At 39.8% G+C, this 14,831-nt stretch carries 14 protein-coding genes and 1 other RNA gene; 5 read left to right on the top strand and 10 right to left on the bottom strand.

The window, feature by feature from the left end; translation table 11 throughout:
* Window positions 1-9: 9 nt before the first annotated feature.
* Window positions 10-252: a hypothetical protein gene (locus N483_RS05025; RefSeq protein ID WP_023402156.1), complete on the bottom strand. Its 243-nt coding sequence runs from the start codon at window positions 250-252 to the stop codon at window positions 10-12.
* Window positions 253-488: 236 nt separating this feature from the next.
* A complete protein-coding gene (locus tag N483_RS05020) occupies window positions 489-995 on the bottom strand; it encodes a GNAT family N-acetyltransferase (protein ID WP_023402157.1) in 507 nt (168 codons plus the stop codon).
* A 549-nt stretch (window positions 996-1,544) separates the two neighbouring features.
* On the opposite strand from N483_RS05020, the gene N483_RS05015 reads away from it, so the two are divergent.
* A complete protein-coding gene (locus tag N483_RS05015; protein ID WP_023402158.1) occupies window positions 1,545-1,817 on the top strand; it encodes a helix-turn-helix transcriptional regulator in 273 nt (90 codons plus the stop codon).
* 352 nt (window positions 1,818-2,169) lie between these two features.
* Here N483_RS05015 and N483_RS05010 read toward each other — a convergent pair whose 3' ends face one another.
* The 3 genes from N483_RS05010 to N483_RS05000 form a co-directional block, all read right to left on the bottom strand.
* Entirely contained in the window at window positions 2,170-3,075 is a 906-nt protein-coding gene (locus tag N483_RS05010) for a DUF1444 family protein (protein ID WP_023402159.1), read from the bottom strand.
* A 351-nt stretch (window positions 3,076-3,426) separates the two neighbouring features.
* Entirely contained in the window at window positions 3,427-4,092 is a 666-nt protein-coding gene (locus tag N483_RS05005; RefSeq protein WP_023402160.1) for a hypothetical protein, read from the bottom strand.
* A 533-nt stretch (window positions 4,093-4,625) separates the two neighbouring features.
* The gene (locus N483_RS05000) at window positions 4,626-5,513 is read right to left on the bottom strand and encodes a LysR family transcriptional regulator (RefSeq protein WP_023402161.1); all 888 of its coding nucleotides are present in this window, start codon (window positions 5,511-5,513) and stop codon (window positions 4,626-4,628) included.
* A 125-nt stretch (window positions 5,514-5,638) separates the two neighbouring features.
* Between N483_RS05000 and N483_RS04995 the strand changes: the two genes are divergently transcribed.
* A complete protein-coding gene (locus N483_RS04995; RefSeq protein ID WP_023402162.1) occupies window positions 5,639-6,130 on the top strand; it encodes a VOC family protein in 492 nt (163 codons plus the stop codon).
* Window positions 6,131-6,516: 386 nt separating this feature from the next.
* On the opposite strand, the gene N483_RS04990 is transcribed toward N483_RS04995, so the two are convergent.
* The 4 genes from N483_RS04990 to N483_RS04975 all read right to left on the bottom strand — a co-directional run bounded on the left by N483_RS04990 (window position 6,517) and on the right by N483_RS04975 (window position 10,420).
* A complete protein-coding gene (locus N483_RS04990) occupies window positions 6,517-8,115 on the bottom strand; it encodes a hypothetical protein (RefSeq protein ID WP_023402163.1) in 1,599 nt (532 codons plus the stop codon).
* A gap of 552 nt (window positions 8,116-8,667) precedes the next feature.
* Window positions 8,668-9,025, bottom strand: a transfer-messenger RNA (tmRNA) gene (gene ssrA, locus N483_RS04985).
* 191 nt (window positions 9,026-9,216) lie between these two features.
* Window positions 9,217-9,873 carry a hypothetical protein gene (locus tag N483_RS04980; RefSeq protein ID WP_023402164.1) on the bottom strand — a complete coding sequence of 219 codons (657 nt, stop codon included), beginning with the start codon at window positions 9,871-9,873 and terminating at the stop codon, window positions 9,217-9,219.
* Window positions 9,874-9,922: 49 nt separating this feature from the next.
* The gene (locus N483_RS04975) at window positions 9,923-10,420 is read right to left on the bottom strand and encodes a hypothetical protein (protein WP_023402165.1); all 498 of its coding nucleotides are present in this window, start codon (window positions 10,418-10,420) and stop codon (window positions 9,923-9,925) included.
* 312 nt (window positions 10,421-10,732) lie between these two features.
* Between N483_RS04975 and N483_RS04970 the strand changes: the two genes are divergently transcribed.
* The 3 genes from N483_RS04970 to N483_RS26865 all read left to right on the top strand — a co-directional run bounded on the left by N483_RS04970 (window position 10,733) and on the right by N483_RS26865 (window position 12,812).
* Entirely contained in the window at window positions 10,733-11,650 is a 918-nt protein-coding gene (locus N483_RS04970) for an ADP-ribosylglycohydrolase family protein (RefSeq protein WP_172642436.1), read from the top strand.
* 118 nt (window positions 11,651-11,768) lie between these two features.
* A complete protein-coding gene (locus tag N483_RS04965) occupies window positions 11,769-12,155 on the top strand; it encodes a GFA family protein (RefSeq protein WP_023402167.1) in 387 nt (128 codons plus the stop codon).
* 417 nt (window positions 12,156-12,572) lie between these two features.
* Window positions 12,573-12,812, top strand: a complete 240-nt coding sequence (locus N483_RS26865; RefSeq protein ID WP_023402168.1) for a hypothetical protein — start codon at window positions 12,573-12,575, stop codon at window positions 12,810-12,812.
* A 67-nt stretch (window positions 12,813-12,879) separates the two neighbouring features.
* Here N483_RS26865 and N483_RS04960 read toward each other — a convergent pair whose 3' ends face one another.
* Window positions 12,880-14,382, bottom strand: coding sequence for an aminotransferase class V-fold PLP-dependent enzyme (locus N483_RS04960; protein ID WP_023402169.1), 1,503 nt, complete (start codon window positions 14,380-14,382; stop codon window positions 12,880-12,882).
* Between the last annotated feature and the right edge of the window lie 449 nt (window positions 14,383-14,831).

Raw genomic sequence — 14,831 nt, 5'->3', positions numbered from 1 at the left:
GTTATTAATTTAAAAGAGCTCAGTTATTTTTGGAAACCCACCTTCTGAGCGACACTCATAAAGCACCGCTCGGATCTGCGATTCTTGCCACTCTACAGTGCTCCAATAAGGCGTTGGTGAATACCTTGGAAAACATTCAATTAAATAATGGGTATTACTCGTTGCTGACTTGATGTCGATGTCGTTTGCTTGTGTATTAAATGAAGCGGCACAAATGATTGCAACCATTGAAATGAGAGAAGCTAATTTCATTGTATATTCCTTATTGATTAGCATTAAAAGTCATTTTTATGACGAATAAACAAGCAAAAAAATAACACAAGTGTACCTTAAATATTTACAGCATCTTGCCTGCAGCAGTACATGTTTATATTGTGGTGAAAAGCCTATCAGCTAGCCTCAAAAGTTTGCTCAGTGAGTGTGTTGCTGGGAAGGTATTTGCGGATTAATAATGCGGGAGTGTTAAATCTCTCTCCCGCTCATTTGGTTTAAGATGTTGCGCCGAAGGCGTTATGGTACGTGACGCTAGCAGTAGGTACGTCTTGGTTAAATGCACATACTTGGAAGTATTCAGGAGGAACGCCTGCCATCACGAGCTTTTCATTGGCCGCAAATCCAAAGCGGCTGTAATACGCAGGTTCTCCAAGCACCACGCAGCCTTTAGCTTGACTATGTTTGAGCATTTCAAGTGCCTTATTGATCAATTGCGAGCCTATGCCTTGGCCTTGCTGAGCAGGGGAAACTGCCACTGGGCCCAGTCCAAACCAGCCTTGTTGATTATCCGAAAGTACAACGGGAGAGATGGCTACATAGCCGACTACAGCACCTTCATACTCAGCCACGAGTGAAATTGTCAGTGCATTTGCACGCCTCAAAGCTCGAATAATAAAGTGTTCGCACTGATCAGAATGCGTTACTTCAGCAAATGCTGCTTTAGTAAGCGACTCTATGTGCACTGCGTCGTGGGGCTGTTCGTCTCGAATACAAATGTTCATTTTGGCTCCTGGTATAGTCATCGGTATTTTCTTGCGATGTTTTATTACGATGGGTGAGACTCTAAACTGTAAAGTAATAGACGGGTCAATAGGGTTAATGAAAAAACACGACAATAATCGTTAAGTTCATGAGTTGCGTGTTTTTCACTATTGCTTAAACCGACTTCAACATGTTGAAGTCACTATGGACTAAATTTTTTATATACAACGGTTTGATTCAACGTGCGCTTAGTAGCTGTTTTACAGAGTTCAAGTTGACCATAAATCTGTTTGTTATTTGTAGGAACCGAATTCTGTATTTGTGGCTGAGAACATTTCAAGTTATTTATTTACGTGTATGCCATCATCTTGAAAGCGATAACTATAGCAGCTTTATAACATTAAATTCATGCACTTAATCGATATCTCCTTAGCGATTGAAGATTTTTTCACACCCAGCGGTTTAAAATCTTAACACTATTTTTTCATAGGATAATTTTAGGGTGATCTACAATGGGTATAAAAGGATACCGTTTATATAACTTGATCACTTACTTATAAGGAAATTGTATGGTTAGTAGATTTATGAGACATGACGCAATCAGGCGCAGGTTAGTAATAAATAAATTGATGGTCGAAATGCAAAACAATTTAAGGAGCACCAGAAAAAGTAATAACTTAACGCAAAAGCAACTCGGGGATAAGCTCAACGTTGACCAAGCGACGATCAGTAATTTTGAAACCGGTAAAACCTATATGACCATGGAGCTGGTATACGAGATGTATTTAATTTTTGGCGATGAGTTTTGTTTACCGAATATCCAGTATTTTGAAAGAAAGTAAATACACGATATTACATCACGAAATTGCGTGGTAAAGATATGCAGTGATGAGGCTTACCTGCAACCCACTCTTAACCACGCAAAGCAATTAAAATGTCAGTACAGGGGGCCGTTATCAGAGCGTATCCTGAGCAACACGTTGGAGAAAAACGGCTATGCAACAAATGGCAAATCGTTTTATTTAACTCCAATATGTTCTAAACCCACTTCAGTTTTGGACAGGAAAGGGTGTGGTGTGACAGGCGTTTTAGACCACATGGTGATTGTAAGGGTAAACGCCTGATGAGGGGCTTGTTTCAAACACTGAATGCTAACTTTGGCTTGCTAGCAAGAGGAGGCTGGAGGCCCACAACTTAAAACTGAATACGCTTTAGTTCACCATCATGATATTCATAAGCAAATGGTGATACGTTGTAAGATAGGTTTGGATACTCTGAATAAGCGAGCATCGCAATTTGATAAAGTGCTGCTTCATCATTCAGCGGCACAACCAACACGTTGCTTCTATTGGGGAAAACTAATCCGACAGGGCCTTCGAATGTAGCTTTGACCTGTTGCTTAAAATAATTTGAGAAAACAGCACTGGCTTCGTAGGTCTCGTCAGCAATAAACATATGTATGTTACTGCTTCCTTCTTTTTGTTCAATTCTTTGGAGTTTTGCACCCAGTTCAGCGAGGTGTGTATCTAAGTTAGATTTCGCAATCTCTTTGAGTTGCTCAACGGGTAGCTTAAATTCATCTATCTTCTCTTTACTGACATACTGAATGCTTGAAGGTGTATCTATTGCTAGTAGTAGGACGAGTTCATCGTTAATTTTTTCGTAATAAAACGGGAAAGGGACCTTTTTATCACTTGATTGGTTTATTTTAGCCGTTATATGTTCGATATAAGAGGTTGGCTTAATAACGGGCCTTAATTGGCTAACTTGTAACTTTGACTTTTCTGATAACTGGCGAGCACTTTTAGTCGAATCTATATAATATGCAAATATCTCTTCAAGTGCGTCTTTTTCTTCTGAGTATCTTAAATAAGCGTTTACGAGATTTGTTGAAAAAGTCGCGCCTGTTGAGTACGTAACTTCAATAGATAAATCATCAGTAACCTTAAATTGTGCATCCTTGAAGTGCTTTTTTACCTCTTTCAAATAAGCTTTTGTGAACGCCTGCTCTGAAAGCAACGCCTCCGAACTTGGTGATGATACAGCGTAAAACGAAGACGATAACCCTACTGCCAAAGAGAGAAATAGCGCTTTTTTCATTAATTAAATCCTTAGTCGAAATTTTTTAATATCATAACTTTATTTGCTTTCTGTGTCTTTAGTGTTTGTTTTTATTATATATTTCATTATTTTCTTATCATGCGTGGCTGCAATGTTATGGTATTTTTAGATTTAACTAAGCCGGCACTGTGATGTGATTATAAAAATTATGGATCTGGGAAACTGTTCTAAGTAAAGGCATACGAGGATACAAATCGTCCAAAGAGAGCGGGCTTGATAGCGCAGCTTATCCGTTAGCGCCAAATTAGCTAGTTGCTGTATGCTGCATAAAAAAAGCGTCGACATAGAGACGACGCTGGTAAAATGTATCAATAGATACTTACTTAATGATTAGCAAGGGTATTTGCCGCACATAACAGGACCTTTGTTTGTTGCATGGTAGGTACGCGTTGCTTCTGATGTATAACCATCATTGTCTGTTACCCTAACACGAATATTGTAAGTGCGATTTTGTGAAGAAGTTTTCCATACACTGCTGCTTGATTGTTTTACACCATCGACCCAAAGTTCTTTTGAAACAATGGTACCGTCTTCATCTCGGCCGCTAGCCCAAAAACTAACATCCCAAAACTCGTGGTGATTTACACCGACACTCGCTGTTGGCGTGTGGTCGCATACTTCTTCTTTTACATCTTCTTTATGACTGAATGGAATGCTTGCTGAACATCTTACAACAAATGACTCATTCAAAGGTTGGCCACCGTATGAGCTGGTCGTTACGTATGCGATACCCGACAAGATGGCACTTGAATTAGTTGTGGGCTCAAAGAATTGCTGTAATGACTTGGAACCTTGTTTTCTAACAATGCGTCTATTTTCCCAGGTGGTATACCAAAATGTTCCTGTACATTGTGCAGTACCACTGTAGATATTTTTTTGTGATGTGGTTTCCATGCGACAATTAACTTTATCTGCCATTGCAGAAAAAGAACCTGCGCCCAGAGTCAGCCCAAAGAGTGTTGTCATTATGGTTTTTTGTAGTTTTTTGTTATTCACATTATTTCCTTTGTGTTTAAAAAATCAAAATAAAACTAACATATTTTTAATAATGTAATCAATGTGTATTTTTGTATTATTTTTTGTTGCTTATTCATCGGGTTTACTTTGCTGTGTATTCAGTATTTGGAAAAGAGTCCCTGCATGGGACTGTTTGGAGAAATGAGAGATGTAAATGTACTGAGATGTAAATTATTTAGGGGGAGTGCGCACTACAGATACACTGCACCAACAAAGTAAAGGGTTTAATTACTTGTTTTTACTTTATTTAGTGGGGCATAGGGATCTGCCCTTGCTCAGATATTTATTCTGAAAGGATTTGTTATTTTTGCCATCATCAAGGCGGGGAAGAGCTACCATGATGAGAGTGAGCGTGTAATAATCTAGTATAAATCTTCCTGCCAAAGAGCTCTATATTTGTAGTTTTACGGAGTGAATACAAAGGCCCTTGTGATATCTCGGCTGGTAAAATTCAATTTAAAATGTGTTTTGTGGCGACTTTCTTTAAGGGCCGCTAGCGCTAAATAGTCGATTTAAGCCCATGTCTTTCGGATAATTGAATTTAAGGTTTCATAACGAGCGGGCAGCTCTCTATTTTTCTGACGGACCAAATATAAACTTTCCATTACAGGTTGTTGAGGTTTGAGGGCTTTTAAGAGGTTTGGGCTGTGAAAGCTATCCACTGCACTTTTAGGTAGTATGGTAAATCCGATCCCTTGAGCTAAAGGCTCTAATATTTGACTAATTTGATTAATTGAACCCACGACCGGGATTTTACTGATATCAAGTAACTTTAGCTCTTGTTCTTGGCATTGCCTGAAGTACAAGGATAAATAATGCTCGGCATCTGGGTGAGAAACTAATCCTAGATCTAACAAGAGCTGTTTCCAGCTTTTATTCACGTCAGTCTTGTGCGGTAATATCAAACAAAGTTCTTCTTGACCAAGCTCCTCAAAATCAAAAAAACTTTTTTTGGGTATATCTGTCACGATCCCCTGATCAATATGGCCATTTTTAATATCACTTAAAATTTGATGATTGGGCGCGGCTTTAATATTGATGTAAATATCTGGATATTTATTTTGAAGTTTTAATAATTTTGGGTAAAGCAACAATGATACTGAGCCGGAACATGCTAAAGAGTATTGTCCAGAAAAAGGGTCGTCAAAGCTTAGCTGCCCAAAGAGAGACTTTTCACCTCTGAGCAACTTTTTAGTGTAGTTGTAGACGAGTCGACCTTGCTCGGTAATGACAAATGACTTCTTCTCTCTCTTGATTAAAGTATGCCCGCAAGCTTCTTCGAGTTTATTGATATGCTGACTAACTCCGGGTTGAGTCATATACAGTTTGTCTGCTGTTTGCGTAAAGTGCCCAGTATCAACAAGCGTAATGAAAGTTTCTAACCAAATTGGGTTTAGCATAAATACCTTCAATAATTTTAAATTATCATTTTAATAATATTTGATAATTTTATCTAATCAAAGGCTTTTCATATCATTTGCTCAACAATTAGATCGAAGGTAAAAGAGATATCTAGGAGTAAGTTATGAAAATGAACCACGTTGGCATCATGGTTGGTGATATGGATAAAGCCGTTGAGTTTTACACTAAAGCGCTTGGTCTTAGAGTTGTGATGAACAACACGAAAGTGACAGAAGAGCGAGAGTCTGCAATTGGTCGCATGTGTATTGCAGTTTTTGGCGAAGGCTTTAAAGGGTTTAATATTGCGCACCTAGTCACGAGTGATGGTATCGGTATTGAGCTTTTTGAGATGGTGGACCGTGAAGAACGTCACGTTGTTGACTTCTCACGCTTGGGGATCTTCCATTTCTGTTTACATCTACCAAAAGAGCAGTTTGATACTGCGATCAGCCGTGTTGAAGAATATGGCGGTAAAGTACGAATGGATATCATGCGTTATCATCCAGAAGATGAGCTAAAACAAGCGCAAATGGTTTACCTAGAAGACCCTTTTGGCAATCTATTTGAATTTTATTCACACTCTTATGAAGATACGTATGCGTCAGAGTATGAATGAGTTGAGAGGGAGAGTAGGTGTAACTACCCTAGCTTTAGTACAGCTTTTTAGTAGAGTTATGCAGCCGTAATTTAGCCCAAATTACTGTGATTAAGAATTCCAATCTGAGTTTCGTTGGCATTGTAAAAATTTTAGTTTGTAGCATGGCTATATTAAGCTGGTTAGCCTCAATCTAAACAGTTAAGTTGAAATACTCTTTTATAACGGGTTAACGTATAAGGTGGCATTAACCTGCAGGATAAATTAGCTGGTAGGAAGGCGTTTTATAACTGTCACAGACCACTTGGTGGTTGGAAGGGGAAAACGCCTTATCAGATCTTGACACCTAAAATGAAAACTCAGTGATGGCTTGTTAACAGAGGGGTTAAGATCCGTATATTAGCGCTTTATGTTTTAGGCTTTATAAGAATTTGTGCAACATAGTCGTGGTCACTGCCTGTGAGTGCATTAAGCGACATTTCTACTGCAACATCACCTTTTTTATCTGAGTACGATAGCTCTTTATGTCCGCTTTCTAACCTATTGAAAATCGACTTATAATTTGTTGAACTAACGTCAAAGTCAATGTTTAAGTTGTTGGAGCGGGCATATGGGATGTCAACAGATGCAAATACATTTTGAATAGAACTTGGTGAATTAGGAACTATGGAATATAAAATACCTAACCCTTCTGCAATAATATTGTCATTATTTGCAACAGTGTCTGCACCATAAACTACAGTTTGGTCCGCTGTTATTGGTCCTAGAATTGGATCTATGGTTATTACTTCACCTGCGGTTGTCATTGCGGGTAAGTTATATGGACTATCAGGAGTTGGTGCTGCGAGGTTTTCGGGTACATTATCTAAGTACGCAGCCCCTAAGTTAAGAGAGCTTTTCGTCATATTTAATATACTAACTCTCAATTTTTGTGGAACAAATACATATAGTTCAATAATTACGCTGATGGCGTAACCAATTGCTAGCGCAGCTCCTAAGTTGAAGGCTCCAGCGATTAATCGCCCTGAAGAATACCATGGGCCTCTAGTCAAATATGAAGTAAGTCTTACATACCATAATTCTTGAGTCATTGAGTTCTCTAATCCTAAAGCTAATGCTCTCGATATGGTTCTCTGAACGCCTTTCAGAACCATGTTTCTGGCAAAAGCATTAAGCCCTTTGACAAGTAAAGACGTCAGAACTATATTAGGTACAATTTTTCCTGATAAATTGACGAAGTTTTGAAAAGTAGTTGTTTCACCTGATTGAAGCATGAAAACTAATTCTGATGTTTCGCCGTAGTCCTCCTCTAAATTTTCGTCAAATTCGTTAGCGTTATGTGCAGATTGCTGTCTAAGCTTTTCTGCTATTCCGGCTCCGAATTTACTAACCTTCTTCTGATAGATTACAGTTATTCTTGCGCCGAAATGGTTTGAATATTGGATTGGTGTACCGTCTTTTAGATGAGCTTTAACCCATAAGTGCTCTTGTTCAGCTTCAGGAGTTTCTCCAATTTTTTTCACCAAGTTCCCAGATTTATCTTCGGCCAATGCTCGTTTGTTTGCAAACGCTGTAAGACCACTACCGCCTTTGGCCAAGGTGTTGATCTCGTCAAGTTGGCTATTGGAAAGAATTTGATAGTTTCCTGTTGGTGCACTTATAACTTTTCGTTCATCACGTTCTTCGATAAACAGTTCTCGGTCTGAATGCAGGTTACTAGCGCCATTTTTGTCGTCAGATGAGGAAGTTCGCAGAATATCTAAATGACTTTCATCGCAATATTCAGTGAAAAATTGAGCTTCAACATTTGGTATATCATCACTCCAGCCTTTAAGCGCGCTAAGATATTTGTGATGCATATCATGCCTGATGATACTTTTTCCTTCTTTTTCGTATATTCGAACCATACAGGTAGAAACATTAAATGTTTTTACGAAATCTCCTGAATCATTTAAATAGTATCCCGTTCTAGTACTTCTTAATGCAGCGTATTTAGCCCTGGTCATAATTGAAATCTCCATATGAGTAAGTAGTGGGACTGAGCAATAGAATATGAAAGATAAGATACTTTGGCAGAAATAATATTACACTTTATTACTTGTGCTCATACTAGAGGCAGAGCGGAGTGGTTCACGAGAACCCGATATAACTTAATACGGCATGAGCGCCACTCAACTATGGGGCCAAATGACAACAAGGGGTGAACATTTAACTCGGAATTATACTTGAGGCTGTTCGCTTTGAATAAAAATATTCATTTTCGGAGGCATGCTGTTCAATGGGGGAAACAGCCCTAAGAAGTTGAATGGAGCGGTCAAGCTCTAAAGTCGCAAGCTTTGACTTCGAACTATAGAAGAATCAAAAGTTTGAAGCCCTTATCAATCGATTCGACCGAGAAAAATCGATACTAAAAAAGCGAAAGCTCTCCCGAAAAACCACATCTATTTGTAAGTGACCGCCCGCGAGTAGTGTAGTTTAAAATATATGGACATAATACTACAGACACAAAAAAGCCAGTTAAAGAAGTTCTCTAACTGGCTGTTTTATAACACTTAATGTGGTGGAGCTGGGGGGATTTGAACCCCCGTCCAGAAAGCGTCGACCCTCGGTCCTACATGTTTAGTATCGTCTATTGGTTAACCTTTAAATCTCGGACGAACACGATAAGTAAAGGCGAGGCCGCTTATATTTAGCCCTTCAACCCCGGCCAGGGTTTCCGTAGCGATCTTATGTAGGGTGACACTCCAAATCCAGAACCACAAGCATTTCTTGGAGGAGTGCTAGCGGGCTTATTATGCCGCTAGAGCGTAGTTATCGTCGTTTGCGATTACTTTAAATGCGGCTTTTTTACGAGGCCAACCGCCCCTCGACATGCACCTCAGGCTTCATGAATCCTGTCGAATCCTAATCAGCCCCTGAAATCTTTCATTCAGTACATAAAAACTTTACTGTTAACGCCAAGTAAAGCTGTTATTTTCCGGCATTGTAGCCCTAATATATTGGCTTAGCAATAGTTTTTATGGCTTTTGTGTGAACCCAGAGCGCTTTTGCTGATTAACTAACCGCTTTGTTTGTAAAGTATGCTGAACTAAGCGATTTCCCTAAACTTAATGCAGTGCATGCTGTTTGAATTGGCTATGCCAATCGGTTCGGTTGAGAACCGCGAGCTGCTCCGGGTTTAGTAGTAATTCGAGTTTTGCTAACTTACTTTTATTCAACGAGTCTATTTGTTGTGAAAACTCAGCAAACGATGGGAACCCGTCAACATCAGATATGGCATAGGCTATGTTAATAAAGTTATCTTTTAATATCGCGTGGATTTGCCGTTTTGTATGATCTGGTATTGTGTGCTGGCGTGTTAAGTGCTCCACCATTAATTGGGCCTTTTTGTCGGAGTCCTCATAAAGTGTCGGTAAATATTTCTCTTCCCATTGGGCTCTGCCTTCTAAAAGCGCCTTTTGCTCGTATTCTTCAGGTGTTTCGGGCTGCGTGTTCTTTCGGGTTACAGGCAAGTTGGTTTTCGCTGCAAAGCTATCTTTATTAGTGCGCTGCTCGATAGTTTGTAGACGATTTTGTATATCAATAAGCGTGTCTTCAAAATTTAGGCCTGGCTGTGATTTAGGTTGTTTTGCCAGAGCGAGCTGTGTTTCTAACATGGCAATACGCTTCGAAAGCATGGTGATTTGAAACTGGGCAAAAGTAGCGACAGAGAGTAGAACACAGAGCAATAAAATTGAAAAATAACGAGGTTTAAATCTTGTCATTATCTGATCCTGTTAGGCACCAGCTTTAGTAAACTGATGCCAATGCGGGTTACTTACCGTAACCTTCTTCTTTTTGGTAGGTGTAACCGCCAGAAGCCGTTGCATTTAGCATTTCGACTACATCAGCGGTGTAGAAATGGTTATCAAGTTCACTGTGGTAACCGCGATAAATCGTTTTAGCTTTTGACTTGGTTGTGTAGCCTTCCGTTCTCTCATACACATAGCCCAATGATTTAATATTCAATGCTTCCAATAAATCGGAGGTATAAAAGTGGTTGCCGCCAGGCCCTGCATTTTCATTATAAAGGCGATAAAATGCGTCCTTGGCATCACTGTCGCCGTATTCTACTAAATGAACGGTAATACCTTCGTATTTAAACCCGCCAGATGCAGTGGCATTTAACATTTCAACCAGATCAGTAGTATAAAAGTGATTGCCGTGTTTATAGGCTCTATATAATGGTTTGTCCGCTGCGACAGACGTTAAACTAACCATACCGGCAAGCGACGCTAGTAATATAGTGGTTTTATTAGAGGTTTTTTTCATCTTCATTCCTTGTGTTTGTGAAGTTTGTTTTTTAAACAATTGCAATGCTATCAGTTAGACTCTTTAATTAATATTAAATTTACATAAAATGGTGATTTTATTTACCATCTAGTGATGGTAGCTATATGTTCTACTTTGAGTAGATGTATCCTTTTTTAGGGGCTTTTATTGTTTGAAAAACGATAAGTTAAAAGACTAACTATATTGTTATATTTGGATGTCTTCATGTCATATTAAGCTAATATTATGTATTAGTTTCTAGTATTAAACATATGATTAAGTTCGCTCTTTAGGTAATTGATGGGGCATGGCATGATTGAAAAAAATAAGTTTGTTGGGTGCTTCAAAGGCCTTGCTATTGGTGATGCTTTTGCAGCGTCTTATGAGGGAGGACCTGTCGAGCGGTTATTTTGGCGCTTTATAGGAAGAACAAAAAAGGGCGAAAGACGATATACAGACGACACGCAAATGTCGATTGATATCGCCAATTCATTTTTGGAGTGTGGTCATGTCGACCAGACTCATCTAGCACATACTTTTGCCAGCAGCTATCAATGGAGCAGGGGGTATGGACCCAGTGCCGCAGTACTACTTAAAGGTGTCCGTGCAGGGCAAGCATGGCAAAACCTCAATCGCAAAAAATACAAAGCAGGGTCAATGGGTAATGGTGCGGCGATGCGAGCGCCCATTGCCACTCTGTGTAGTCTAGGGTGTGAAGGCTCACTAACTGATTATATCCACGATAGCGCGGAGATCACACATGCACACCCATTGGCCATCGAAGGTGCACAAATAATTGCGCAAGCAACACGTTTGGCTTTAATCAATGTGGAGAATATCGGTATTTTGCAAGCGCTGTGTACAAGTGCATTACACCCTGAATACAAGCGCCAACTCAGCCTTTGTTTGCAGTTTATTGCCAGTGCCAAAGTGCAAAACCCGCGCATTATAAAAGCTGAGTTTGGCAACGGTATGTTGGCGAGTGAGTCTTGTGTTACTGCATTATATTTTGCAATGGCATATCGAAGGCAGTCATACTCTCAGATGCTACAAGTTATCTGTGAACTCGGAGGCGACGCCGATACCATTGCTGCAATGGCGGGCGCTATCTGGGGGGCCTTTAATGGTGGGCTCTCTTTGATTGAGTTTGATAATAGAGTGGAATCATTAACTGAAATCGAACAACTGGCGAGCCAGCTGCACATTCAATATCAAGAGTTTATGAGATAATGCATGAATTCATTGAATGCCCTGCCTGCACCCAGAGTCGTCTTGCTTTTTGGTTATTCTTATCAATACAATACAACTGAAAAAAATAATAAAGTAGTATGCAGGAAAGGGGCTTCGTATGGATCTTAGTGGCAGTTGTCATTGTGGAAATATCGCGATTACGCTAAAAAAAGCGGTTGACCTGGTAACCAGCTGTAATTGTTCACTCTGTCATCGGTATGGCGCTATTTGGGGGTACTTTGAGCTGTCAGAAGTAGAATTAACTGTTACAAATTCACAGGTAAAGTCTTACCAACATGGAGATCAATACCTAGCGTTCCATCACTGTTCAGATTGTGGTTGTGTAACGCACTATACCCCCACTGAAAAGTATAATACTACCCGTATGGCAGTTAATTTACGTATGTTTGATAAAGCGCTACTCAATGAGGTGTCAGTGCGGTATTTCGACGGGGCTGACTCTTGGGACTTTGTCGAGCAGTCAGAGCCTAGGTTTTTCGTTTAAAGCTGGATGACTTAAGAAAAGAGATTAAATGATGATAAAGGCGATGTGCTATTTTTTATGTGGTGGGCTATTGAGTGTTGTGACTTTCATTATGTCTTACCCCTCCTGCTGCTGTTTTACTTGTTCTAGGAGCTATGTTTTTAGTCCTTTGTCAGTGTTGCTGGGTTTGCTGGCTTTTTTGTGTTTAGTTAAGTCGATTTCGGTTATTTTCTTTGTTTACGATTTGAAACCCATTAACCAGTATGACTCGAAAGACCTAATAACCCAATTTTAGAGATTTGATTGGTCTAAACATCTCCCTGTTTTTGATGTAAATATTATTTCAAAGGCCAGTGCTATAGCCTTTGAAAAATAGTTTTCCAAAACGTGGGTTTTGGTTTCATCAATGCTGAAAACGAACTTAAGAGAAGAAATTAAATGATGATAAAGGCGATTTGCTATTTTTTATGTGGTTGGCTACTAAGTGTCGCGACATTTAATATGTCTCTACCAACCAGAAAGTGTTTTCACTGTGCTTTGAGTTATGACTTTAACCCTTGGTCAGTGTTAGTCGGCGTATTGGCGGCTTTGTGTTTAATTAAGTCTATTTCGGTTATTTTCTTTGCTAGTGGTTTGAAACCCGTTAACCAGTATGACTCGAAAGACTTAATAGCCTAATTCTAGAAATCTGTTTGGCCTAAACATCTCCCTGTTTTTAATGTAAATATTATTTCAAAGGCGTGTGCTATAGCCTTTGAAAAATCGCTTTCCAAAACGTTGGTTTTGGTTTCATCAATGCTGAAAACGAACTCAATGAAACTGGTGCTACATCGCCTCTGTAACTTGCAAACTCGCCTGTCTCTGTATCGCAAATATAATCGTACTGCCATGTTTTGCCGTGCTTGGCGATGTCCTTTATGGCCTTAACAACGAACTTTATTTCACGGTCTGTGTTTATCGGGTGTAATGATATGCGAACCCAGCCTGGTTTGCTTGCCGCTTCGCCAGCATCAATTTTATCAGTTATCACTTTGCTCTGCGCTTTATCTATGCCGAGTAAGTAATGGCCGTAAGTGCCCGCGCATGCGCAGCCTCCTCTTGCCTGAATACCAAATCGGTCGCATAGTAATTTGACCACTAAGTTGTGATGCAAATCAGGAATATAAAAGGATATCATGCTGAGTCGTGACCGTGATTTTGGCTCGAGTACGACCACATTGTTATGCTCAACTAACGCACTGTAAATATAATTCGCTATGCTGAGTTCGCGAATATGGATTTTTTCGGTGCTCATCTGTTCTTTTAGCTTTATTGCAAGTGCCGCTTTTATCATTTGCAAAAAGGGGGGAGTACCGCCATCTTCACGAGATTCAATATTTTTTACATAACGTTGCTCACCCCATGGAGTGGTCCAGTCTACAGTCCCCCCACCAGGGTTGTCGGGTATGTCGTGAACACAAAGCGATTGGTTAAAGACCATGATCCCACAGGCTCCTGGCCCACCCAGAAATTTATGTGCAGAGATAAATACAGCATCTAGGTATGCTAGTTTGTCATCTTTGGGGTGCATATCAATGTCGACATAAGGGGCAGATGCTGCAAAATCGACGAAGCAGTAGCCACCGGCTCGGTGGAGTAACTTGGCCATTTCTCGATAAGGCGTAAATATGCCGGTCACATTGCTACATGCGGTAAAAGAGCCAATTTTTAGTGTTCGGTCTTGGTACTTATCAAGCAATAAGGCAAGTTGATTTAAGCAGGGTGTTCCCTGTTCATTGGGCGGAATAATTTCTACAGTGACGTCGCATTCGTTCCATGAAGTATGGTTTGAATGGTGCTCCATGTGGGTAACAAGGACCAAGGGTTTATCGTTTTCAGAGGTGCTCGTTTGCTTTTTAGCAGAATGGTTTCGCAGCCCCATTAGCCTTTGCAGCTTATTTATTAAGCTTGTTACGCCAGAGCCCCCCGCGATAAGCATATCTTGCTCGCTGGCGTTAACATGCTTTTTGATAGTGGCTCTGGCCTCTTCATATGCCAGAGTCATAGTTGAACCAGTAAGGCTAGTATGAGTATGGGTATTAGCAACGTAAGGACCAAGCTGTGTTGTGATAAAAGACTCTATTGGTTGATACAGCTTTCCACTGGCTGTCCAATCAGCGTATACAACTTGGTGACCGTTTGGTGAAATAAGATCAGTACCAATTGTGTGTGTTCTAAATTGCTTAAAGTAGGATTCGAGTTCGAGCATGAAAAAGCCTAAAATTGAATGTTTTATAACAACAGCGTTACCTAGAACCATAAGCTGGTGCAGGCAAATACGACGCGCTAAATCCTTTTCATGCCTACTCAGAATTACCCATGAGTGGCGAGGGGCGGGATTAGAACAACAAAATATGGAGAGATAATGGATTAGGATTGGTTTTTGGTTCTTTTTATAGTTATAAAGAATTGATTTTGATAGGGTGTTAAAAGCATTCGGCTTTATTTTACAGTATTAAAGTTTGAGTAACTAAAGTATTACCTATTATTAGGAATGATTCATAAATGCAATTAAATGCACACTTTGTATGATAATGATCTATCCTGGCAATCCATGTTTTATTGGTGATGGGTTGATATTATAGGTTCGTCATTGCGGGCTTAGTTGTTTTAGCCTGTAATTGTGGGCTTGCCCCGCAATCCATGTTTATTGGTGGT

It is taken from the genome of Pseudoalteromonas luteoviolacea NCIMB 1944 (assembly GCF_001625565.1).
Classification (GTDB): Bacteria; Pseudomonadota; Gammaproteobacteria; order Enterobacterales; family Alteromonadaceae; genus Pseudoalteromonas; species Pseudoalteromonas luteoviolacea_F.
The sequence above is the reverse complement of the archived record's forward strand: the minus strand, read 5'-3'. Positions and strand labels throughout refer to the sequence as shown.